Source organism: Nocardia lijiangensis NBRC 108240, assembly GCF_001613045.1.
Taxonomy (GTDB): Bacteria; Actinomycetota; Actinomycetes; order Mycobacteriales; family Mycobacteriaceae; genus Nocardia; species Nocardia lijiangensis.
On the sequence record NZ_BDBP01000091.1, the window covers coordinates 19,472 to 42,176 of the forward strand.

18 protein-coding genes are annotated in these 22,705 nt (G+C 70.0%); 11 read left to right on the top strand and 7 right to left on the bottom strand.

Annotated features, from left to right (window positions below):
- Positions 1–21: 21 nt before the first annotated feature.
- The 3 genes from NL1_RS28700 to NL1_RS28710 form a co-directional block, all read right to left on the bottom strand.
- A complete protein-coding gene (locus tag NL1_RS28700) occupies positions 22–2,331 on the bottom strand; it encodes a HelD family protein (RefSeq protein WP_067845645.1) in 2,310 nt (769 codons plus the stop codon).
- A 77-nt stretch (positions 2,332–2,408) separates the two neighbouring features.
- Positions 2,409–2,756 carry an antibiotic biosynthesis monooxygenase family protein gene (locus NL1_RS28705; RefSeq protein ID WP_067845648.1) on the bottom strand — a complete coding sequence of 116 codons (348 nt, stop codon included), beginning with the start codon at positions 2,754–2,756 and terminating at the stop codon, positions 2,409–2,411.
- Between the two features lie 10 nt (positions 2,757–2,766).
- On the bottom strand, positions 2,767–4,104 hold the full coding sequence (locus NL1_RS28710; protein ID WP_067845651.1) for a diguanylate cyclase domain-containing protein: 1,338 nt from the start codon (positions 4,102–4,104) through the stop codon (positions 2,767–2,769).
- A 261-nt stretch (positions 4,105–4,365) separates the two neighbouring features.
- On the opposite strand from NL1_RS28710, the gene NL1_RS28715 reads away from it, so the two are divergent.
- Positions 4,366–5,517 (top strand): beta-ketoacyl synthase N-terminal-like domain-containing protein, encoded by a 1,152-nt coding sequence (locus NL1_RS28715; RefSeq protein ID WP_067845654.1) that lies wholly within the window; start codon positions 4,366–4,368, stop codon positions 5,515–5,517.
- A gap of 35 nt (positions 5,518–5,552) precedes the next feature.
- Here NL1_RS28715 and NL1_RS28720 read toward each other — a convergent pair whose 3' ends face one another.
- Positions 5,553–7,292 carry a sensor histidine kinase gene (locus NL1_RS28720; RefSeq protein ID WP_067845657.1) on the bottom strand — a complete coding sequence of 580 codons (1,740 nt, stop codon included), beginning with the start codon at positions 7,290–7,292 and terminating at the stop codon, positions 5,553–5,555.
- A gap of 204 nt (positions 7,293–7,496) precedes the next feature.
- On the opposite strand from NL1_RS28720, the gene NL1_RS28725 reads away from it, so the two are divergent.
- The gene (locus NL1_RS28725) at positions 7,497–8,225 is read left to right on the top strand and encodes a sigma 54 modulation/S30EA ribosomal C-terminal domain-containing protein (protein WP_067845696.1); all 729 of its coding nucleotides are present in this window, start codon (positions 7,497–7,499) and stop codon (positions 8,223–8,225) included.
- A gap of 51 nt (positions 8,226–8,276) precedes the next feature.
- Here the strand turns inward: NL1_RS28725 and NL1_RS28730 are convergent, their stop codons facing one another.
- A complete protein-coding gene (locus tag NL1_RS28730) occupies positions 8,277–8,909 on the bottom strand; it encodes a response regulator (protein ID WP_067845660.1) in 633 nt (210 codons plus the stop codon).
- 354 nt (positions 8,910–9,263) lie between these two features.
- Between NL1_RS28730 and NL1_RS28735 the strand changes: the two genes are divergently transcribed.
- Both NL1_RS28735 and uvrA read left to right on the top strand, forming a co-directional pair.
- Entirely contained in the window at positions 9,264–11,348 is a 2,085-nt protein-coding gene (locus NL1_RS28735; protein ID WP_067845663.1) for an amylo-alpha-1,6-glucosidase, read from the top strand.
- 125 nt (positions 11,349–11,473) lie between these two features.
- Entirely contained in the window at positions 11,474–14,533 is a 3,060-nt protein-coding gene (gene uvrA / locus NL1_RS28740) for an excinuclease ABC subunit UvrA (RefSeq protein WP_067845666.1), read from the top strand.
- 507 nt (positions 14,534–15,040) lie between these two features.
- On the opposite strand, the gene NL1_RS28745 is transcribed toward uvrA, so the two are convergent.
- Positions 15,041–15,748, bottom strand: a complete 708-nt coding sequence (locus NL1_RS28745; protein WP_067845669.1) for an alpha/beta fold hydrolase — start codon at positions 15,746–15,748, stop codon at positions 15,041–15,043.
- Positions 15,749–15,883: 135 nt separating this feature from the next.
- Positions 15,884–16,225, bottom strand: coding sequence for a DUF1844 domain-containing protein (locus tag NL1_RS28750; RefSeq protein ID WP_067845699.1), 342 nt, complete (start codon positions 16,223–16,225; stop codon positions 15,884–15,886).
- A gap of 415 nt (positions 16,226–16,640) precedes the next feature.
- Here NL1_RS28750 and infC point away from each other — a divergent pair, with 415 nt between their 5' ends.
- The 7 genes from infC to pheT form a co-directional block, all read left to right on the top strand.
- A complete protein-coding gene (infC, locus tag NL1_RS28755) occupies positions 16,641–17,294 on the top strand; it encodes a translation initiation factor IF-3 (RefSeq protein WP_084511060.1) in 654 nt (217 codons plus the stop codon).
- Positions 17,295–17,367: 73 nt separating this feature from the next.
- Positions 17,368–17,562, top strand: coding sequence for a 50S ribosomal protein L35 (gene rpmI, locus NL1_RS28760; protein WP_040706116.1), 195 nt, complete (start codon positions 17,368–17,370; stop codon positions 17,560–17,562).
- Positions 17,563–17,661: 99 nt separating this feature from the next.
- Positions 17,662–18,042: a 50S ribosomal protein L20 gene (rplT, locus tag NL1_RS28765; protein ID WP_014983432.1), complete on the top strand. Its 381-nt coding sequence runs from the start codon at positions 17,662–17,664 to the stop codon at positions 18,040–18,042.
- 14 nt (positions 18,043–18,056) lie between these two features.
- Entirely contained in the window at positions 18,057–18,890 is an 834-nt protein-coding gene (locus NL1_RS28770; protein WP_067845675.1) for a TrmH family RNA methyltransferase, read from the top strand.
- A gap of 9 nt (positions 18,891–18,899) precedes the next feature.
- Entirely contained in the window at positions 18,900–19,427 is a 528-nt protein-coding gene (locus NL1_RS28775; protein WP_067845678.1) for a hypothetical protein, read from the top strand.
- Between the two features lie 210 nt (positions 19,428–19,637).
- Positions 19,638–20,714: a phenylalanine--tRNA ligase subunit alpha gene (pheS, locus tag NL1_RS28780; RefSeq protein WP_067845681.1), complete on the top strand. Its 1,077-nt coding sequence runs from the start codon at positions 19,638–19,640 to the stop codon at positions 20,712–20,714.
- 48 nt (positions 20,715–20,762) lie between these two features.
- Positions 20,763–22,705: phenylalanine--tRNA ligase subunit beta (pheT, locus tag NL1_RS28785; protein ID WP_067845684.1), on the top strand; the 1,943-nt coding region annotated here is incomplete at its 3' end.

Consider the following 22,705-nt stretch of genomic DNA (forward strand, 5'->3'; position numbering starts at 1 on the left):
ACCCGCGAAATCCCGTGCCGATCAGCCCGAGACCGATCGCTCCAGGGTCGTAAGCACCTCGGGTAGGTCCTCGCTGTGCACCACCGTGAGCCGCTGGGTGGCTCGCGTCAGCGCCACGTACAGGTCGTTCATCCCGCGCGGCGATTCCGCGAGAATCTGCGCGGGTTCCACCAGGATCACCGCGTCGAACTCCAGGCCCTTCACGTCGTGCACCGTCAGCACCCGCACCGATTCCCCGGCCAGCTCGGCCAGGTCGGCCACCAGCGGGTGCGGGGCGATCACCGCGGTGGTGCCCGGTCCCTGCTCGGCCGCCACCAAATGCGCTACCGTGCCGGGCAATTCGGCCGCGCCGACCCGCTCGGCCCGGGGCGGATGCCCGGTCTCGCGGACCGATCGCGGGGCCTTGGCCTCCGGGTCGATGACGGCGAGCACCTCGGCGGCGACCGCCATGATCTCGGCGGGAGTGCGGTAGTTCACCGTCAGCTCGGTGCGTTTCCACCGTTGCGCCACATAGGGTTCCAGCATCCGCTGCCAGGACGACGCGCCCGCCGGATCGCCGGTCTGGGCCACGTCGCCGACCACGGTGATCCACCGGTTCGGGATGCGCCGCATCACCATGCGCCACGCCATCTCCGAGAGCTCCTGCGCCTCGTCCACGATGACGTGCCCGTAGGTCCAGGTACGGTCGCCCGCGGCGCGTTCGGCGGTGGTCTGCCTGGCGCGCACGTCCTGGCGCTCGGCCAGCTGGCTCGCGTCGATCAGGTCGTAGGCCATCAGGATCTCGGGGTCGAGTTCGTCCTCCAGATCCTGCGGCGCCGAGCCGGTCAGGATGTCCAGCGCGTCCTGTGCCTCGGCCAGCTGTGCGCGCCAGCGGCGGCGGGACCGCTCGCGCTCCTCGGTGTCGTCGACGCCGAGCAGTTCGGCGAGCTCGTCGAGCAGGGGTGCGTCGGCGGCGCTGAACTCGCCGTCGTCGGGGCGGACCAGTTCCGCGCGCTCCTCGGGAGTCAAGCGCGGCGCCGCGCGGTCCAGCCGCTGCGGGTCGGCCAGCAGGTCGGCCAGCACCTCCTGCGGCGACAGGATCGGCCAGAGCCGCCCGATGGCCGCCTGCACCCCGGGATCGGCCTTCATCTCGTCGCGGATCTCGGCGAGATCGGTGCGGCTGAGCAGGCTCGGACCGCCGGAGAGATCGGCGCCCATGGTCTGGGCCAGCTGGTCGGTGAGCGCGTCGATCACCGAACTGGCGAAGATCGGCCTGGCCAGGTTGTGCGGGCGGCGCGAGGAGCGGGCCCGGCCGCGGGCCTTGGTCGCGATCTTCTTGTCCAGCGTCACCGGATAGCCGTCGAAACTCAGCCGGACCGGTTCGGCGGGGACCTCCTGCCGGTCGCGCACCGCCTGCTTGAGCACGTCGAGAATGCCCAGCGCGCCCTTGATCTCACCCGCGCGCAGCGAATCCTCGCGGGTCGCCTTCACGCCCGGATACAGGTTTCCGATGGTGGACAGCAGCACGCCGGTCTCGCCGAGCGAGGGCAGCACCTGGCCGATGTAGTCGAGGAAGGTCGCGTTCGGGCCGATGATCAGCACGCCACTCTTGGCCAGCTGCTGGCGGTAGGTGTAGAGCAGATAGGCGGCGCGGTGCAGCGCGACGGCGGTCTTGCCGGTGCCTGGCCCGCCCTGCACCACCAGCACGCTCTTGTGCTCGGAGCGGATGATCGCGTCCTGCTCGCTCTGGATGGTCTCGACGATGTCGTTCATGTGGCCGGTGCGGGCCGCGTTGAGCGCCGCGAGCAGGGCGCTCTCGCTACCGACGCCGCCGTCGGACTCGACCGTGCCCGCCTGTTCGGCGGCCGTCAGGTTCAGGTATTCGTCGTTGACCGCGGTGACCCGCCGGTTGCGGGTGCGAATGTGGCGGCGCCGGGTCACGCCGTCCGGCGTGGCGGTGGTGGCCAGGTAGAACGGGCGGGCCAGCGGGGCGCGCCAGTCCAGCAGCAGGGTGGCGTAATCGTCCTTCTCGTCCAGGATGCCGAGGCGGCCGATGTAGCGCGGTTCGTCGCCGTCGAGGTCGATGCGGCCGAAGCACAGGCCGTGTTCGGCGGCGTCGTACTTGGCCAGATCCTCGGAGTACAGCTGGCTGAACGATTCGCGCTCGCTGCGCGCCTGCGGGGTGCCGCCGGTCTCCAGCAGCACGGTGCGCAGCCGGTTCTTGGCGTACGTGCGCATTCCGTCGAGCCGGTCGTAGAGCACCGCGAGGTAGGCCTGCTCCTTGTCGATTTCGCGGGTCCGCGCGACCGCGCCGTCGGTGGCGGCACGGTCGTGGGCGAGGCGGTCGGGCAAACTGGACTCCTTGTCACCGCGAGGGGGCGAACGCGCGCGTCGATCCCCGCGCACGTCGGAAAACAGAGTTGTCGAGTCTACTGCGAGTTCGGCACACCCGCCGTAACCGCAGGTGGGACCCCGGAAGTCGAGCCGGTGAGCACCGGCTCGAAGTGCTGGACCACGGGGAACGGCTCGTAGAAGTGATGCAGCAGCGCCTTCCAGCGCAGGTACTCCGGTGAACCACGGAACCCCTCGACGTGATCGCCGATCCGCTCCCATTCCACCAGCAGCAGATAGGTGCCCGGCGTCTCCACGCAGCGCGAGAGCGTCAGCGAGCGGAAACCGGGCATGCTCGCGATGAGCAGCCTCGCCTCGGCGAAGGCGGCCTCGAAATCGGCGGCCAGTTCCGGCCGGACCGGCAGCAGTGCGTGTTCGACGATCATGCGGTGTCTTTCAGGAGGCGTGCGTGTTGTTGGTGCGGCCCTTGCCGACGCCGCTGTCGCGACCGGTCGGCTTGGCCCGGTACATGGCGACATCGGCGTCGTGCAGCACGGCTTCGGGTGTGCGGCGATCGCCCGGGCTGAGTTCGGTGACCCCGATGGAGGCGTCCACCGCGATCCGGTGCCCGCGCGCGATGATCGGCTCGGACATGGACGAGCGCAGCCGGCGGACCAGCCCGTCCAGATCGACGCGGCGGGTGTGGCCGGAGAGCAGGACGAGGAACTCGTCGCCGCCCAGCCGCCCGACCAGGTCGTCGGCGCGCAGCGCGCGCTGCAACCGCTGCGCGACGATCTGCAGGACGGTGTCGCCGATGGCGTGGCCGAGGTTGTCGTTGATGGACTTGAAGCCGTCGAGGTCGATGAACAGCACCGTCGAGTAGGGCAGGTCCTCGCTGATGGCCAGCGCGCCCGCCAGCTGGGACAGGATGAGCGAGCGGTTGGCCAGTCCGGTCAGCGAGTCGTGCGTCGCCTGGTACTCCAATTGGCGTCGGCTGGCGCGGAATTCGGTGATGTCGGCGAAAGAGGAGACCGCGGGGGAGTCGGGGTCGCCGGGATTGAGCAGCCTGCTGCTGCCGGAGAGCCAGCGGCGCTGGCCGTCCCTGCGGTCGACGCCGAAGATGTAGCCGGTGACCGTCTCGCCGGTGGCCAGGGTGCGCGCCATCGGATGCCTGCTCGGCGGCAGCGGCTGGGCGTTCGCGTCGAGCAGCACCATCGGCAGCTCGTCGATGGTCCGGCCGATGATGTCGCCATGGCGCTCGTCGGTGCCGAAGATGCGCCGGGCGGCCGGGTTCGCCGACTCGATGCGCCCGGTGCGATCGATGACGACCACGCCCTCCTCCAGCTGGGAGACCACGGTGGTGAAGTGCTGTTCGGCGCGGCGCTGGGCGTCCTCGGCGGCCCGCTGCGCGGTGAGATCGTGGATGACCACCTGATACGCGAAGTGGTCGTGCCAGGGGGTGAGCACCGAGACCGTCTCGACCGGCACCGTCTCGCCGTTCGCGCGCAGCAGCAGCATCTCGGTCGGCACCGAGGCGGTGCCCTTGCTGGTCAGCAGTTCGATGCGTTCGCGCATCGCCGGGATCGAGTCGGGATGGACGAAACGGGTGAGCGGCTGGCCGACGACCTCGTCGGCGCTGTCGGCGGCGAGCAGCCGGACGGTGGCGTGGTTGACGTAGACGATGACCCCGTCTTCGTGCACGCAGATACCGTCCGGCGTGTGCTCGACCAGTGACCGGTAGCGCTGCGCCAGCTGTTCGGCGTCGACGGCGCCGCCGGTCGTCTCCTCACCCACTCGCAAACCCCCGATCGTCGACCGACCTATGGCCATTGGAACATGGGATTATTCTGGTGTCGACGCGCGCGGGATGACAGCGTCGACGCACTTGCTTCGATCACGGTTCGGGCACTTCATCGGGCTCTCTCCGGTGATCATTACAGACTCCGGTTCCTCCGGGAACAGGCCGGACCGAGAGTGTTCGGCCCGGGGATCCGGTGAAGGGGCGATGCCATGCCGGGCGGTAATCCGGAGCACAGAGTTCGGTACCAAGATCATATGTCCATCGCCGGGATCGGTGCGGTGACCGGATACGGGTGGGGGCGCGAGTCCCTGTGGCAGGGCCTGCTCAGCGGCAAGTCCGCCGCGCAGCTGCAACCCGGGTACGGGCCGGGCCGCAACGAGCAGGCCTGGGTGACGCTGGTGCCCGACGGCGGTGACCAGGCCGTCAGCACCAGCCGCTACGGCCGCGCCATGCACGAATCGGCGCGCGAGGCGATCGCCGACGCCTGCGCGCGCGGCTGGCGGCCGGGCCGCACCGTGGGCCTGCTGCACGCGATCGTGCTCGGCGACGTGGTGAACTGGCGCGATTTCTACCAGATCGACGAGGGACATCGCCGCTCCCGCGACTATCTGCGGCTGCTGCCGTCCACGCCGATCTCGGTGCTGATGCAGGAGTTCGGCTTCCACGGTCCGTCGATGAACGTGTCGGCGGCGTGCAGTTCGGCCAACGTCGCGCTGATCACCGCAAAACTCTGGCTCGACAGCGGCATCGCCGACGACGTGATCTGTGTGGCCACCGATATGTCCGCGACGCCGGACATGGTGGAGCACTTCGTCCGCCTCGGCGCCGCGATCACCGACGTCGACCCGCTCGACGCGTGCCGTCCCTTCCAGGAGGGCAGCCGCGGCTTCGGCTTCGGCGAGGCGTCCGTGGCCTTCGTGCTGAGCCGCAACGCCGATCGGCCCTACGCGGCGGTGCTCGGCGGCGGCATGACCAACGACGGGTACCACGTGGTGTCGGTGGAGCCGGAGCACGCGCAGATCATCGATTGCGCGCGCCGCGCCCTGGCCCAGGCCGGGGTGACCGCGGACGAGATCGCCTACTTCAACGCGCACGGCACCGGAACCCGGCAGTGCGAGCTGGCCGAGCGCGATCTGGTGTCACAGGTGCTCGACGATCGCCCGCACGTGTACGGGCTCAAACCGCTCACCGGGCACAGCCAGGGCGCGGCCGCGGGCGTGGAGGTGGCGGTCGCGGCCATGGCCTACCAACGCGGTGTGCTGCCCGTCCCGCCGATCGTGGCACCGGCGCACCCGCGGCTGCTGGACGGCCCGACGCCATTCGGGGGCGGCCTGACCCTGAAGTCCTCGCTGGGCATGGGCGGGCACAACTCGATGGTGGTGCTGGGCCCGGCGTCCAGTAGGTGAGGTCGCCGGGACCGGGGTGTCGGCTCGGTACGCGTTCAGTCTGCGGGCAGCGGCACCGACCAGTGCAGCCGCGTGCCGGGCAGTCCCGCGCTGTCGGCGGACCTGCCCGCGGGACCGACCGTGAAACTGCCGTCGGATTTCTCGGCCCGCTGCTCCAGATTCCGCAGCCCGCTGCGGATCACGTGATGCGGCACGCCCCATCCGTTGTCGGTGACCACGATCGTCAGATCGTCGGCCACGCTGATCTCCACCGCGATCGTGTCGGCGCCCGAGTGCCGCACCGCGTTGCTCACCGCCTCGCGCACCACCGCCTCGGCGTGGTCGGCGAGTTCGGCTTCCAGCACGGAGAGCGGTCCGGTCACCTGGACGGTGGCCTTGAGCGTGGTCTCGGCGGTCTGCTGGCGCACCGCGCGCTCGAGGCGCTGCTGCAATCCCGCGCTGTGCCCGTCGCCGCCGTGCAGGTCGAAGATGGAGGTGCGGATCTCCTGGACGACTTCCTGCAGCTCGTTGATCGAGGTCGACAATCGTTGGCGCACTTCGGGAACCACCGCCTTCGGCAGCGACCCCTGCAGGGTGAGGCCGATGGCGAACAGCCGCTGGATCACATGATCGTGCAGGTCGCGGGCGATGCGGTCGCGGTCGGCGAGGATATCCAGCTCGCGCATCCGCCTTTGGGTGTCGGCCAGCTGCATGGCCAGCGCCGCCTGGTCGGTGAACGCGGCGGTGAGTTCGACGAGTTCGTCGGGATAGGGCGCGGATCCGCTCGGCCGCACCGCGACGAGCACCCCGAGCGTGGCGTCGGGGGTGCACAACGGCAGGATCAGGGCGGGCCCCACATCGGCGAGCGGCACACCGAGATCGATGCGCGACGCGTCGTCGAAACGCAGCGGCGTGCGCCGGGTGAACGCCTCGCCGAGCGCGGTGCCCTCGGTCGAGGCCAGCCAGCCCTCGTGCCCGGCGCCGGGACCCGACCACTGGGTGAGCACGAGTTCGCCGATCTCGCCGGGCGATACGTGCTCGTCGAGTCCGGCGAGGAAGCAGCGGTGCGAGCCGGTCAGGGTGCGGGCGTGATCCACCACGTGCGCGAGCACGCTCTCGGATTCGGTGCCCGCCAGGAATTCGGTGGCGATGTCGCGGGTGGCCTCGATCCAGGCCTGCCTGGTCCGGGCCGACTCGTAGAGGCGCGCGTTGTCGACCGCGATGCCCGCCGCCGCGGCCAGCGCCTGCACCAGCACGTCGTCGTCCTCGGTGAACGGATGTCCGCCCGCCTTTTCGGTGAGGTAGAGGCTGCCGAACACCTCGTTGCGAATGCGCACCGGCACGCCGAGGAAGGTGTGCATGGGCGGATGCCCCGCCGGAAACCCCACGGACTCAGGATGTTCGGTGAGGTCGTCCAGCCGCAGCGGTTTCGCGCGATTGAACACCACGCCGAGCACGCCGTGCCCGGCGGGCAGCTGGCCGATGCGCTCCCGGACCACCTCGTCCATGCCCTCGTCGATGAACTGGACCACCTGCTGGTCGTGTCCGCGCACCGCGAGCGCGCCGTATCCGGCGTCGACCAGGTTGGTCGCGGTGCGGACGATCGCACGCAGCGTGTCGTCCAGATCGAGGCCCGAGGTGACGGTGAGCATCGCCTCGACCAGACCGTCCATCCGGTCGCGCGAGTCGATGATCAGCTCGACGCGCTCCTTGACTTCGCTGAGCAATTCGCGCAGGCGTAGTTGCGAGAGCGTGTCGCGTACCGAGTACAGGCCGTTACCGCTGTCTTCGGTCATGTCGGTTCCTGTTCAGGTGGGCGCGTGAACAGCGCCTCGGCCAGTCTAATTCGCGGATCGGGGACTTTCGGCCCTGTTCGCGGTGACGTTGCGACGGTGGGATAGCGACATTGGGTGAATTGAGAGTAGAGGTGTCCTATGAATTCGTCGCAATCGTTGTACTCCTCGGAACATTGGTCGAGCGCCGCGGATCCGGAGCTCGCTGTGACCACCCGGGGGGCCGTTCCGCCCGCCGACGTGACGCGGGCCGTCCGCGCGATCGGCCGGGTGCTGCGCCGCCACCACTTGGACGTGCCCGCGCGAGTGCGCGTCACGGCCCCGCGGAACAGGGAGGAACCCACGGTGGTGCAGGCCAATGTGCGGCTGCACGACACCCCGACCCGGGTGCAGGTCACCGGGCCGCGCGGGTTCGCGGTGACCTTCGCCGTCGAGCGGCTGGACCGCCAGCTCAGCAGGCTGGTCGCCAATCAGTCTCGGGCTTGGCCGGATCCGGCGCGGCCGCCGCTGGCCAGGGTCACCGAGCAGCGGCCCATCATTCGCCGCAAGTACTGCGAGCTGATGACCGGAACGCCCGCCGAGGCCACCGCGGTGATGGATGCGATGGACTACGACGCGTACCTGTTCACCGACGCGGATACCGGTGAGGACGCCATCGTGCACTGGTCGGACCCGTTCGGTGTGCGACTCGTCCGCCAGCGGACCACGAGCGCGCTCGACGAGCGGATGTCGCGGCCGCTCAGTGCGAATTCACTACCCCTGACCGTGCATCCGGAGCCGAGCCCGGTGCTGCGCGAATCCGAGGCGGCGACCACGCTGTGCCGGGACGGCCTGCCGTTCCTGTTCTTCACCGATCGCGAGACGCTGCGCGGTCACCTGCTGTACCGCCGCTACGACGGGGATCTGACGGTCGTCGCGCCCGGCGAAACCGACTGAACCGCAGCGTGGTCCGCGGATGCAGCGTGGCATCGCGGACAGTGCGCGTGCTCAGGGCTCGCGCAGGCGGGTGGCCAGCACGGCGGCCTGGGTGCGACGCTCCATGCCCAGTTTGGCCAGCAGCCGCGACACGTAGTTCTTGACGGTCTTCTCGGCGAGGAACATCCGCGCCGCGATCTGGCGGTTCGTCAGGCCCTCACCGAGCAGTGCGAGCAGCTTGCGCTCCTGTTCGGTCAGCCCGGCCAGCGGTCCGTCGGCCTCGACGCTGTTGCGCAGGCGCGCCTTCAATGCGGTCGCCGCCCGGTTGTCCAGCAGCGAGCGGCCCGCCCCGACCGCCTTGATGGCCTCGGCCAGCTCCATGCCCTTGATGTTCTTCACCACGTATCCCGAGGCCCCCGCCAGGATCGCGTCCAGCATGGCGTGCTCATCGGTGTAGGAAGTCAGGATCAGGCAACGCAGCCCGTCGAATTCGGCGAGCAGGTCGCGGCACAGCTCGATGCCGTTGCCGTCGGGTAGTCGCACATCCAGCACCGCGACATCGGGCCGGGCCGCGCGAATGCCCGTCATGGCCTGCGTGACATCGCCCGCTTCGCCGATCACCGTGAGTTCGGGATCGCTCTCCAGCAGGTCGGTCAGGCCCCGCCGGACGATCTCGTGGTCGTCGACCAGAAACACCTTGATCATCGCGGCCCCTCCTCGCGCACCGATCCCATCGCCGATCCGGCCGCCCGAACCCGCCGCAGCGAATGTGCAGCGAACAGGCCGGACCGAAAAACGCTGGGCGTATTGATGTTCCGAGTATGCTGGATTTCTGAACCGAACGCGTGGAAGTTGTCGAACGATGACCGATTCAGCGACACCGGATACACGCGGCGACCTCGGGATTTCGCACCGCGCGGACCGCGGGTGCGCAGCCGCGGGCGTCGGGGCGGGCGCGCGGCATCCGGCCCGCGGACCTCGTGGTGCGTACCGTCCGCGAACAGCGCACGCGGCCAAGGAGATCCCAGCACGATCCGCAGCGCAAGGGCGTGTGACGTAATGGACCCGTGGGGCAGCGGACCTGCGCAACACGGGACGACGGGCGCGGTGACGCTAATCGAAGGAACCACCTTCTGCCTCAGCGACTCGGGTGGCGCGATCGAGCCGCGCCGGGCGCAGGGCCTGTTCGTCCGCGACACCCGGGTGCTCTCCCGCTGGCGGCTGACCGTCGACGACCGAGCGCCGCAACCGCTGAGCGTGCAGTACGCCGACCCCTACAGCGTCACGCTGCTCGCGCGCACCGCACCGCCGCCCGGCCGCGCCGACAGCACCGCGCTGGTGATCGTCGGACGGCACGTCGGCGACGGCATGCGCGAGGACCTGACCGTGCGCAATCTCTCGGGAGAGCCCATCGAGTGCACGATCGCGCTCGCGGTCGACGCCGATTTCGCGGACCTGTTCGAGGTCAAGGACGGCAGGCTCGGCGAAGGCCCGGTCACCGAGCACCGGGCGGAGGACGGCGGCCTCGAAATCGCCGCGCCCGCACTCGGCGTCGCGCTTGCGGTGCGCGCCACGGCGGCGACCGTCGACGGCCGCTGCCTGCGCTGGCGCGTCCGGCTGCCCGCCCGCGGCTCCTGGTCGACCTGCGTTCAGTACCTTCCGCTGCTCGGCTCGGCCGAGGTCACACCGCGGCACGCCTGCGGCAGCTCGATCGCGCACAGCGCCCCCGCCCGCAGGCTGCGTGCCTGGTACGAGAACTCGCCGAGGGTGCGCACCGGCGATCCGACGCTGGCCGCGGTGCTGCGGCGTGCCGTCGCCGACCTCGGCGCGCTGCGCATCTTCGACCCGGCCAGTCCCGGCCGCGCGGTGGTCGCCGCGGGCGCGCCGTGGTTCATGGCGCTGTTCGGCCGGGACTCGCTGCTCACCTCGTGGATGGTGCTGCCGGTGGACCGCAGGCTCGCCATCGGCACGCTGCAGAGCCTGGCCGACCTCCAAGGCGTCCGCGAACACACCCCGACCGAGGAACAGCCGGGCCGGATACCGCACGAGATCCGGTTCGGCCGCGCCGCCACGCGTTTGTTCGGCGGCGACAGCGTGTACTACGGCACGGTCGACGCCACCCCGTTGTTCGTCATGGTGCTCGGCGAGCTGCACCGCTGGGGCCTCGACGACGCCACCCGCGACGAACTGCTGCCGCACGCCGACCGCGCCATCGAATGGATCCAGCGCTACGGCGACGCCGACGGCGACGGGTTCGTCGAGTATCGGCGCCGCGCCGACCACGGCCTCGACAACCAGGGCTGGAAGGACTCCTGGGACGGGGTGAACTTCGCCGACGGCACCCTCCCTGCCCCGCCCATCGCGCTCGCCGAGGTGCAGGGCTACGTTTACGCGGCCTACCTGGCCAGGGCCGAGCTGGCCGCCGACCTCGGCGACCGGGACACCGCGGACCGGCTGCGCACCGCCGCCGCCCGGCTGAAGGCCGAGTTCAATGCGAAATTCTGGCTGCCCGAACGCGGCTGGTACGCCGTCGGCCTGGACCGGGACAAACGGCCGATCGATGCGCTCACGTCGAACATCGGCCACTGCCTGTGGACCGGTATCGTGGACGAGGACAAGGCGGCGCTGGTTGCGGACCGGTTGCTCGCTCCCGACATGTTCACCGGCTGGGGCATCCGAACCCTGGCCAGCGGCATGGGCGCCTACAACCCCGTCAGCTACCACAACGGTTCGGTGTGGCCGCACGACAACGCGATCTGCGCGGCCGGACTGATGCGCTACGGACTGACCGAGCACGCCACCCGGGTCATCGACGCGGTGCTCGACGCCTCGGTGCGGTTCGGCCACCGGCTGCCGGAGCTGTTCTGCGGTTTCGATCGCGCCGAGTTCGACGCTCCGGTGCCGTACCCGACGTCCTGCTCGCCGCAGGCCTGGGCCGCGGCGGCCCCGCTGCTGTTCCTGCGCAGCCTGGTCCGGCTGGAGCCGGGCGCGGGCGTCGCGGAGGTGGCGCCCGCCGTGCCCGCGCGCTACCTGCCGCTGCGGATCAGCGGGCTGCGGGTCGGGCCGGAGGTGCTGACCGTCACGGTGGACGCGCACGGATGGCAGGTCACCGGGCGATCGGAGGGCACGCGCCGGGCCGGGTGACGGCTGTCGCGCGCCTCGTCCGCGCGGGTGGGCCGCCGCTCGGACGAAACTTGTCGGTGCCCGCGCTTAGCATGGCGAGCGGGGGTCTGTCTGCATGTCAACATGATCGAGAAGGGACACACCTGGTGGCGGAACGCCTCACCGTGCGCGGAGCGCGGGAGCACAACCTGAAGGGGATCGATCTCGATCTGCCCCGCGACAGCCTGATCGTGTTCACCGGACTGTCCGGCTCCGGCAAGTCCAGCCTCGCCTTCGACACCATCTTCGCCGAGGGCCAGCGCCGGTACGTGGAATCGCTGTCGGCCTACGCCAGGCAGTTCCTCGGGCAGATGGACAAGCCCGACGTCGATTTCATCGAAGGCCTCTCGCCCGCGGTGTCGATCGACCAGAAGTCCACCAACCGCAACCCGCGCTCCACCGTGGGCACCATCACCGAGGTCTACGACTACCTGCGTCTGCTCTACGCGCGCGCGGGCACACCGCACTGCCCCGTCTGCGGCGAGCTGATCGCCAAGCAGACCCCGCAGCAGATCGTCGACCAGGTGCTTGCCATGGAGGAGGGCACCAAGTTCCAGGTGCTCGCGCCGGTGGTGCGGACCCGCAAGGGCGAGTTCGTCGACCTGTTCGACCAGCTCAACACCCAGGGCTACTCCCGGGTGCGGGTCGACGGCGTGGTGTATCCGCTGACCGATCCGCCGAAGCTGAAGAAGCAGGAGAAGCACGACGTCGAGGTCGTCGTCGACCGGCTCGCCGTCAAGCCGACCTCCAAGCAGCGCCTGACCGATTCGATCGAGACCGCGCTGCGCCTGGCCGACGGCATCGTGGTGCTGGACTTCGTCGATCGCGACGAGCACGCCCACGACCGGGAGCGCCGCTTCTCCGAGCGCCTGGCCTGCCCCAACGGGCACCCGCTCGACATCGAGGACCTCGAGCCCAGGTCGTTCTCGTTCAACTCGCCGTACGGCGCCTGCCCGGACTGCACCGGCCTCGGCATCCGCAAGGAGGTCGACCCGGACCTGGTGGTCCCCGATCCCGAGCTCAGCCTCGCCCAGGGCGCCATCGCGCCGTGGTCGCGCGGGCAGACCGCGGAGTACTTCACCAGGCTGCTCTCGGGCCTCGCCGAGACCATGGGCTTCTCCATGGACACCCCGTGGCAAGACCTGCCGCTCAAGGCGCGCAAGGCCGTGCTCGAGGGCAGCGCCGACCAGGTACACGTCTCCTACACCAACCGCTACGGACGCAAGCGCTCCTACTACGCCGACTTCGAGGGCGTGATGCCCTTCCTGCAGCGGCGCATGGAGAACACCGAGTCCGAGCAGATGAAGGAGCACTACGACGGGTACATGCGCGACATTCCGTGCCCGGTCTGCTCCGGTGCGCGGCTGCGGCCGGAGATCCTGGCCGTCACCATCTCGGCGGGCGAGGAGAAGAAGTCCATCGCCGACGTCAGCGATCTGTCGATCGGCGACTGCTCGAAGTTCCTGAACTCGCTGACGCTGGGGGAGCGCGAGGCCGCGATCGCCGGGCAGGTGCTCAAAGAGGTTCAGGCCCGGCTCGGGTTCCTGCTCGACGTCGGGTTGGAGTACCTGTCGCTGTCCCGTGCGGCCGCGACCCTGTCCGGCGGTGAGGCACAGCGCATCCGGCTGGCCACCCAGATCGGCTCCGGGCTGGTCGGCGTGCTGTACGTGCTGGACGAGCCGTCCATCGGCCTGCACCAGCGCGACAACCGGCGGCTCATCGAAACCCTCACGCGGCTGAAGAATCTCGGCAACACGCTGATCGTCGTCGAGCACGACGAGGACACCATCCGTGCCTCGGACTGGGTGGTCGACATCGGCCCGCTGGCGGGCGAGCACGGCGGCCGGGTGGTGCACAGCGGCCCGTACCAGGAGCTGCTCACCGATCCCGATTCGCTGACCGGCGCGTACCTGTCGGGTCGTGAGCGGATCGAGGTGCCGATGGTGCGCCGCCCGGTGGACAAGAAGCGCAAGCTCACCGTCGTCGGCGCGACCGAGCACAACCTCAAGGGCATCGATGTCGCCTTCCCGCTCGGCGTGCTCACCTCGGTGACCGGCGTCTCGGGTTCGGGCAAGTCGACGCTGGTCAACGACATCCTGGCCACCGTGCTGGCGAACAAGCTCAACGGCGCCCGCCAGGTGCCGGGCAGGCACACCAGGGTCAACGGCCTCGACCACCTGGACAAGCTGGTGCAGGTCGACCAGTCCCCGATCGGGCGGACCCCGCGTTCCAACCCGGCCACCTACACCGGCGTGTTCGACAAGATCAGGACGCTGTTCGCGGCGACCACCGAGGCGAAGGTGCGCGGCTACCAGCCCGGCCGGTTCTCGTTCAACGTCAAGGGCGGTCGCTGCGAGGCGTGCTCCGGCGACGGCACGCTGAAGATCGAGATGAACTTCCTGCCCGATGTGTACGTGCCGTGCGAGGTCTGCCATGGCGCGCGCTACAACCGGGAAACCCTCGAGGTGCACTACAAGGGCAAGACCATCGCCGAGGTGCTCGACATGTCCATCGAGGAGGCCGCGGAGTTCTTCGAGCCGGTCACCTCGATCCACCGCTACCTCAAGACCCTGGTCGACGTCGGCCTCGGCTACGTGCGCCTCGGCCAGAGCGCGCCGACGCTGTCCGGCGGCGAGGCCCAGCGCGTGAAGCTGGCGGCGGAATTGCAGAAGCGCTCCACCGGCCGCACCGTCTACATCCTGGACGAGCCGACCACCGGCCTGCACTTCGAGGACATCCGCAAGCTGCTCGGTGTCATCAACGGTCTGGTCGACAAGGGCAACACCGTCATCGTCATCGAGCACAACCTGGACGTCATCAAGACCTCCGACTGGGTCGTCGACATGGGTCCCGAGGGCGGCTCCGGCGGCGGCACCATCGTGGCCGAGGGCGCACCGGAAGACGTTGCGGCCGTGTCGAACAGCTACACGGGCCAGTTCCTCGCGGAGGTGCTCGCCCAGCCTGCCGCCTCGGCTCCGGCGAAGCGGGCCCCTGCGAAGAAGGCCGCGGCCAAGAAGGCGTCGGCCAAGCCGGCGCCGTCGGAGCCTGCGGCTCAGAAGGCGACCAAGGCGGCGAAGGCTCCGGCCGAGAAGCCCGCGGCGAAGAAGGCGCCGTCGGAGACGGCCGCGGCCAAGCGTCTCGCCAGGAAGGCCGCCGCGCTGCGCTGAGCTGCGCCGACCCAGTGATCGATCGAGTGGCCGCGTCCCCAGGGCGCGGCCACTCGTCGTTTCGGTGGGCGCGGGGGAGTGCCCCACGCATTGGGGTCCCGGAAACGGGGACAAAAGTGAAACACGCGTGTGTAAGATCGGCTCACCGTGTCCGGACGCGTCCCGGACAGTAGCGGTGAGTGCACCGGACGGTGGCGCACATGCGCCCGAAACCCGGTGGGAGAGAAAGGAACACACCCATGGAGGGCGTGGACATCGCGGCGCTGGTCGCGCAGATCCTCACGTTTCTGAGCGGTGGATCGTCCATCAACTACAACCCGGGCGCCTGAGCGGGCCCGACAGCGAAAGGAAACCCCATGGACAGCGGAAGCGCCGGGCTGACCAGCCTCTTCCAGGCCATTGCCACCATGATCGCCACCGGCTCGTCGATCTCGGTCACCCCCGGGCAGTGATCGCGCCGGGCGGGGCCGGTCGCAGTAGGCCCGCCCCGTCTCGGCCCCGCCGCGCTCAGCCCGCCGCGGCGGTCGCGATGATTCCCGCCAGCTCCGCGGGTTTCGACCACATCGGCCAGTGGCCGGTCGGCAGGTCGATCAGCGTCGCGTCGAAGCGGGCGATCTCGCTGAACACCGGCGCCTCGCCGCTCATGCTCAGCTGCCGCACCAGCTCCGCGGTGATGCTGGTGCACACCACCGTGGTCGGCACCGCGAGGCGCGCGGGCGAATCACTCAGCCGCAGCGGCGCACCCGCGACGCTCGCGGGCTCCGACACCGCGCGCTCCCGGAACCGGGCCAGCTGCGCCGGATCCAGCCCGACAAGGCTGTCGCCCTCTTCCGCCAGCTGCTCCCAGCTCGGCAGCGGGTACTCGCGCGCCGCACCGAGCGAATCGTTGAGCACGAATCCGTCCGGCACCGGAGCGCAGTCGACGTACACCGCGTGCCGGAAGCGCTCCGGCGCGACGTCGGTGGCCAGGTAGCCTGGCGCGGCGGCGCCCGAATGGGCCACCAGCACAGCGGATTCCGCGGGGTCGATGGCCGCGAGGATCGCACCCGCCTGCTCTTCGATGGTGGCCGCGAGGCGTTCCTCGTCGTCGGGGTCCAGCCCGGGCAGCGTCAGCGCCCGCACCTCGAAGCCGTGTCCGCGCAGCTCGTCGGCCACCTCGTCCCACGCCCACGCGCCGAGCCAGAATCCGGGAACAAGCAAGATCGGTGTCGCCATGCTTGCCAGCATGCCGCATCGAGCGCCCGCCGCGGCCGATTCACGTATGCGAGAGCGTGATCGGCCGCTCGGCATGTCAGGTCAGGTGAGCGAATGATCGGTGAACGCCGCGCCGCACCGGGTGGCGGACCCGGCTCAGTAGACGGGTCCGGTGTACTTCTCGCCCGGCCCCTTGCCCGGCTCGTCCGGGTGGGCGGAGGCCTCGCGGAACGCTCGCTGCAGGGACTGCAGACCCTCGCGGATCGGCCCGGCGTGCGGCCCCAGGTATTCGACCGAGGCCGTGACCAGTCCCGCCAGCGCGGTGATGACGCGGCGGGCCTCGTCCAGATCGCGGCTCGGGCTGAGGTCCGGGTCCGAGTCGCCGAGTCCGAGCTTTTCCGCGGCCGAACTCATCAGCATCACGGCGGCACGGCTGATCACCTCGATGGCGGGGATGTCGGCCAGGTCACGCACAGTGGAGTCGAGCTCGTCAGTCATGCCCATCAGGCTAGCGAGGCCGCCCGGAGCGGTCGGAGCTGGCCGATCTCCGCGGCGTTCTTCCTCGGCTGCACCGGGGAGAGCGGCACCGTGCGGTATGGCGTGCAACACGTTCTCGGACCGATTCGGCGATAGCGGACGGCAATGCTAGACTTTCCGCTGACGACCGCCCCGAAATGTGTCGCCGTAGTGCAGCACGACCCGGGGCTGAATAAGTGGAGCCCGACTCCCACCGTTGCCTGCGAGCAATCGTAAAGGTCAAACGGTCCGGTCGCCCGCCCTCGCGGTGGGTTTTTGCGCGGAGAGTTTTCTCGCGCGCAAGAGTCGATGCCTGGCATCGGTGATCGGTCGACTCGGGCCCCGTTGCGGTGAAATACCGCACCGGGGCTTTTGTGTTGAACAAGGGGTTGCAGTTATTGCCTGCGGTCGTCAGACGACACCGCTTGACCTAGGAGGCCCCATCAGCACTGAGACCCGCATCAACGATCGCATCCGAGTTCCCGAGGTTCGACTCATCGGACCTGGCGGCGAACAGGTTGGGATCGTGCGTGTTGAAGATGCGCTACGCGTCGCCCTCGAGGCCGATCTCGACCTGGTCGAGGTGGCTCCGGATGCCCGTCCGCCGGTTTGCAAGATCATGGACTACGGCAAGTTCAAGTACGAGACGGCGCAGAAGGCGCGTGAGTCTCGGAAGAACCAGCAGCAGACCGTGATCAAGGAGCAGAAGCTCCGGCCCAAGATCGACGACCACGACTACGAGACCAAGAAGCGGAATGTCGTCCGCTTCCTCGAAGCCGGGTCGAAGGTCAAGGTGACGATCATGTTCCGGGGTCGCGAGCAGTCCCGGCCCGAGCTCGGGTTCCGGTTGCTGCAGCGTTTGGCCTCCGACGTCGCGGACCTGGGTTTCGTGGAGACCTCGGCCAAGCAGGACGGCCGGAACATGACCATGGTCCTCGCACCCCACAAGGGCGCGAAGACCCGCGTGAAGGCGCAGCAGGATTCGGCCGGACGGCCTGCCGCGAGCGCCGCACCCGCCGGTGAGACCCCGGCCGCGGAGCAGGCCGAGTAGGCCACGCCCGCAGTTATACGAACAGACACCGGCGGTCGGTGACGGCCGCCGGGACGACCAGATAGAGGAATCCATGCCGAAGATGAAGAGCCACAGCGGCGCCTCGAAGCGATTCAAGGTGTCCGGTAAAGGCAAGCTGCTGCGCCAGCAGGCGAACCGTCGCCACCTGTTCGAGCACAAGCCCACCCGCCGGACTCGTCGTCTGGACGGCACGGAGGTCGTCGCGGCTGCCGACGTCCGTCGCGTGAAGAAGCTGCTGGGTATCTGATCCCCCTCGGGCAGCACCGCGACCGGAATTTCCGGACGCCACCCCCGACCAACCTCCCGGGCGCCGCACGCGCCCCCTATTCGATCAAGGACTGACCAAGTGGCACGCGTCAAGAGGGCCGTCAACGCTCAGAAGAAGCGCCGTTCCATCCTCGAGGCCTCCAAGGGCTACCGGGGCCAGCGCTCGCGGCTGTACCGCAAGGCCAAGGAACAGCAGCTGCACTCGCTCACCTACGCCTACCGGGACCGCCGGGCGCGCAAGGGCGACTTCCGCAAGCTGTGGATCGCCCGCATCAACGCCGCGGCGCGCCTCAACGACATCACCTACAACCGCTTCATCCAGGGCCTGAAGGCCGCGGGTGTCGAGGTGGACCGCAAGATCCTGGCCGAGCTCGCCGTCTCCGACGCCGAGGCCTTCGCCGGTCTGGTCGCCGTCGCCAAGGCCGCCCTCCCGCAGGACGTCAACGCGCCGGCCGCCTGATTCGGCCGACCCTGTTGACCGAGGGAAACCTTTCGGAACGACCCGCGGACGCGCTCTCCGAGCGCAATCCGCGGGTCGTTTCCGCTGTCAAGCTGCATCGCGCGCCGCAGCGCCGCAAGGCCGGGCTCTTCCTCGCCGAGGGCGCGAATTCGGTCACCGCGGCTCTGGAGACCGGGCGGGTGCGGGAGCTGTTCTACTCCGCCGGCGCGGCCACCCGTGAGCACGAGCTGATCGCCGGTGCGGACGCCGCCGGGGTGCGCACCACGCTGGTGAGCGACCGGGCCGCCCAGCATCTCGGCGAGACCGTCACCGCGCCGGGCCTTGTCGCGGTCTGCGAGCTGATCGACGTGCCGCTGAGCGACATTCTCGGCGCCGGGCCGCGGATGCTCGCGGTCCCCGTCGAGATCGCCGAGCCCGGCAACGCGGGCACCCTCATCCGGGTCGCCGACGCGGTGGGCGCCGACGGCGTGGTGCTGGCAGGCGACACCGTGGACCCGCACAACGGCAAGTGCGTGCGCGCCACCGCGGGCAGCCTCTTCCACGTGCCCGTGGCCCGCCACCACGACGTCGCCGAAACGCTGGATTCCTTGTCCGCCGCGGGCGTCACGCTGCTGGCCACCACCGCCGCGGGCGAGGTCGGCTTGGACGAGGCCGACGAGCTCTTCCAGCGCCCGATCGCCTGGCTGTTCGGCAACGAGGCGCACGGCCTCGACCCCGCCGTCGCCGCCCGCGCCGACCACCGCGTCCGCATCCCCATCCACGGCCGCGCCGAAAGCCTCAACCTCGCCGCCGCCGCGGCCATCTGTCTGTATGCCAGTTCTCGTGTGCGACACGCGGGGGCGTTCTAGGGTTCGATCATGAGCGCCGGGGACGAACTGCTGCGCCGGATCGAGGGCGATCCCGAACTGGCCGGGCTGCTTGCCTGGCCGGGGGATTTCGACATCACCCGACGGGAGCCCGTCGAGGACCTGCGGCTGCCGAACGGCACGCCGCTCACGCCGATCGCGGGTGACAGAGCGGGCGGCACGTTCTTCCTGTGCGGGGCGGCCGGGACCGAGCGGCCGGTGTTGTACGCCGATTCCGACGGCGGTGCGGTCCTGCTGGCCGCCGATCTGGTCGAGGCCGTCACTCTGATCGCGACCTACCCGTACTGGCGCGATCTCGGCACCGGCCGTCCCGTCGCCGAGCTGGAGGAGGAGTTCGCCGTCGACCGGCCGGAATTCCTCGAGGTGCGCGCCGAGCTGCTCGACCGGCTCGGCATCGCCGCGCCCGGCGTGGGCGAGGCGGTGGCGAAGATGCGGGCCAGCGCCGCGCGGACGGTCCCGGATTTCCTGCCGGTCGCGCCCGACCTGGAGGGCGAGGCGGTGTACGTACCGCTCTGGTGATCGCCCGAGCGAGGGGGGATACCTGCACGGATGCCTGTTTCCGTGCGCCGAGCGGCGGCCCGCGCGCGTCGCGGACACGGCCGTGCGGCCCGCCGGCGGGTAATCCGCGTGAATCTGCCGTGGCCGATCCAATAGGATTCCACCAGCAGCAATGTGGGTAGGCAATAAGCCGGACTCGCGAACCGATCCCCAGGGGAGAGACGAACCATCGTGGCCGACGACAACACCGGAGTCGAGCAGAACGCCGAGGAGCGGGCCGCCGCGCTGTCCGAGGAGGCGCTGGCCGCGGCCGCGGCCGAGGCCGAGAAGGCGTTTGCGGCGGCCGCCGATCTCGATGCTCTCGCGGTGGCCAAGACCGAGCATCTCGGCGGCAAGGCCCCGCTGGCTCTCGCGCAGCGGGCGCTGGGCGGGCTGCCCAAGTCGGAGAAGGCCGACGCGGGCAAGCGCGTGAACGTGGCGCGGGGGCGGGTCTCCGAGGCGTTCGAGTCCCGCCGTGCGGTGCTGCTCGCCGAGCGCGACGCGGCCGTGCTGGTGGCAGAGGCCATCGACGTCACGCTGCCCGCCCGCCGCGAGCCGATCGGCGCCAGGCATCCGATCACGGTCATCTCCGAGCAGATCGCCGACGTGTTCGTCGCGATGGGCTGGGAGGTGGCCGAGGGTCCCGAGGTGGAGACCGAGCACTTCAACTTCGACGCGCTCAACTTCCTGCCCGACCACCCGGCCCGCACCATGCAGGACACCTTCCACATCGCGCCGGAGGGCTCGCGCCAGGTGCTGCGCACACACACCTCGCCGGTGCAGGTGCGCTCCATGCTCGAGCGCGACCTGCCGATCTACGTGGTGTGCCCGGGCCGCACCTTCCGCACCGACGAGCTGGACGCCACCCACACGCCCGTGTTCTCCCAGGTGGAGGGCCTCGCGGTGGACAAGGGCCTGACCATGGCGCATCTGCGCGGTACCTTGGACGCGTTCGCGCGCGCCCTGTTCGGCCCGGAGACGCGCACCCGCATGCGCCCGAACTACTTCCCGTTCACCGAACCCTCCGCCGAGGTGGACGTCTGGTTCCCGGACAAGAAGGGCGGCGCGGGCTGGGTCGAGTGGGGCGGCTGCGGCATGGTGAACCCCAAGGTGTTGATCGCCAGCGGCATCGACCCCGAGGTGTACAGCGGGTTCGCGTTCGGTATGGGCCTGGAGCGCACCCTGCAGTTCCGCAACGGCATCCCGGACATGCGCGACATCGTCGAGGGCGACGCGCGGTTCACCCTGCCCTTCGGCATCCGGTCCTGAACCGGCCCGATTCCCGAACTCCCTTCGATCGAGAGAGCGAAACCTCAAGTGCGAGTAGCGCAGTCCTGGCTGACCGAGATCATCCAGCGCACCACGCCCGAGTGGTCGGTGACGCCGGAGGAACTGGATGCAGGATTCGTCCGTGTGGGGCTGGAAGTCGAAGAGGTCGACAAGCTCCACCGGGTGGCCGGTGACATCGACAAGCCGCTGGTCGTCGGCCGCGTCGCCGAGATCACCGAGCTGACCGAATTCAAGAAGCCGATCCGTTTCTGCAAGGTCGACGTCGGTAACCCCGAATTGCAGGAGATCGTCTGCGGCGCAAGGAATTTCGCCGTCGGCGACCTGGTCGTCGTGGTGTTGCCCGGTGGCGAGCTACCGGGCGGTTTCAAGATCTCCTCGCGCAAGACCTACGGTCACGTCTCCCACGGCATGATCTGCTCGGTCGCCGAACTCGGCATCGGCAAGGACCACTCCGGCATCCTGGTGCTGGAGCCGGGCACCGCCGAGCCCGGCACGGACGCCAACGAGCTGCTCGGGCTGAACGACACGGTCATCGAGCTGAACATCACCCCCGACCGCGGTTACTGCTTCTCGGCGCGCGGCCTGGCCCGCGAGCTGGCCTGCGGTTTCGATCTGGAATACGCCGACCCGGCGGTGCGCACGCTGCTCGACGACGAGGCCGACTCCTGGCCGGTGCAGCTCGAGCCGTCGTCGCAGTGCACGCGGTTCGCGGTGCGCCGGGTCACCGGCATCGACCCGAACGCGGTCAGCCCGTGGTGGCTGCAGCGTCGGCTGCTGCTGTCGGGCGTGCGCCCGATCTCCCCGGCGGTCGACGTCACCAACTACGTGATGCTCGAGCTGGGCCAGCCGCTGCACGCGTTCGACGCCGACAAGCTCAGCGGCGGTCTGGTGGTCCGCACCGCGCACAAGGGCGAGACGCTGCGCACCCTCGACGAGGTGGAGCGCGTGCTCGACGCCGAGGACGTGGTGATCGCCGACGATTCCGGCGTGGTCTCGCTGGCGGGCGTGATGGGCGGCGGGAGCACCGAGGTCGGCCCGCAGACCACCGATGTGGTGCTCGAAGCGGCCACCTGGAACCCGCTGCTGGTCTACCGCACCGCGCGCAGGCACAAGCTGGTGTCCGAGGCGGGCAAGCGCTACGAGCGCGTGGTCGATCCCGAGATCAACGTCATCGCGCTGGACCGGGCCGCCACCCTGCTCGCCGAGATCGCGGGCGGCGCCATCGAGCCCGCCCTCACCGACGTGCGGGTGCCGACGGCGCCCGCCGAGCCGATCCGCATCGACATCGACCTGGCCGACCGCGTCGCGGGCGTCACCTACCCGACCGGCACGTCCGCTCGTCGCCTCGCCCAGATCGGCTGCACCGTCGAGGTGGCGGTGAACGAGGAGACCGGGCACGGTCAGCTGGTGGTCACCCCGCCGAGCTGGCGGCCCGACCTGACTCAGCCCGCCGACCTGGTGGAGGAGGTGCTCCGGCTCGAGGGCTTGGAGCAGATCCCGTCGGTGCTGCCGACCGCGCCCGCCGGGCGTGGGCTCACCGCCGCACAGCGCCGCCGCCGCGCGGTCAGCCGGGCGCTGGCCTTCGCCGGTGGCATCGAGGTGCCGCCGCCGATGTTCCTGCCCTCGGGCGTCTTCGACACCTGGGGCCTGGACGCCGACGACCCGCGCCGCACCACCACCCGGGTGCTGAACCCGCTCGACGTGGAGCGCGCCGAGCTGGCCACCACGCTGCTGCCCGGCCTGTTCGAGGTGGCCGCGCGCAACATCTCCCGCGGTGCACGCGACCTGACCGTCTACGGCATCGCCCAGGTGGTGCTCCCGGGCACGAACACCAGGGCCGTCGAGGCGCTTGCGGTGGATCGCCGCCCGACCGACGAGCAGATCGCCGAGCTGATCGACTCGCTGCCCGCCCAGCCGGTGCACGTCGGCGCGGTGCTCACCGGCCGCCGCGAGCCGCGCGGACCGTGGGG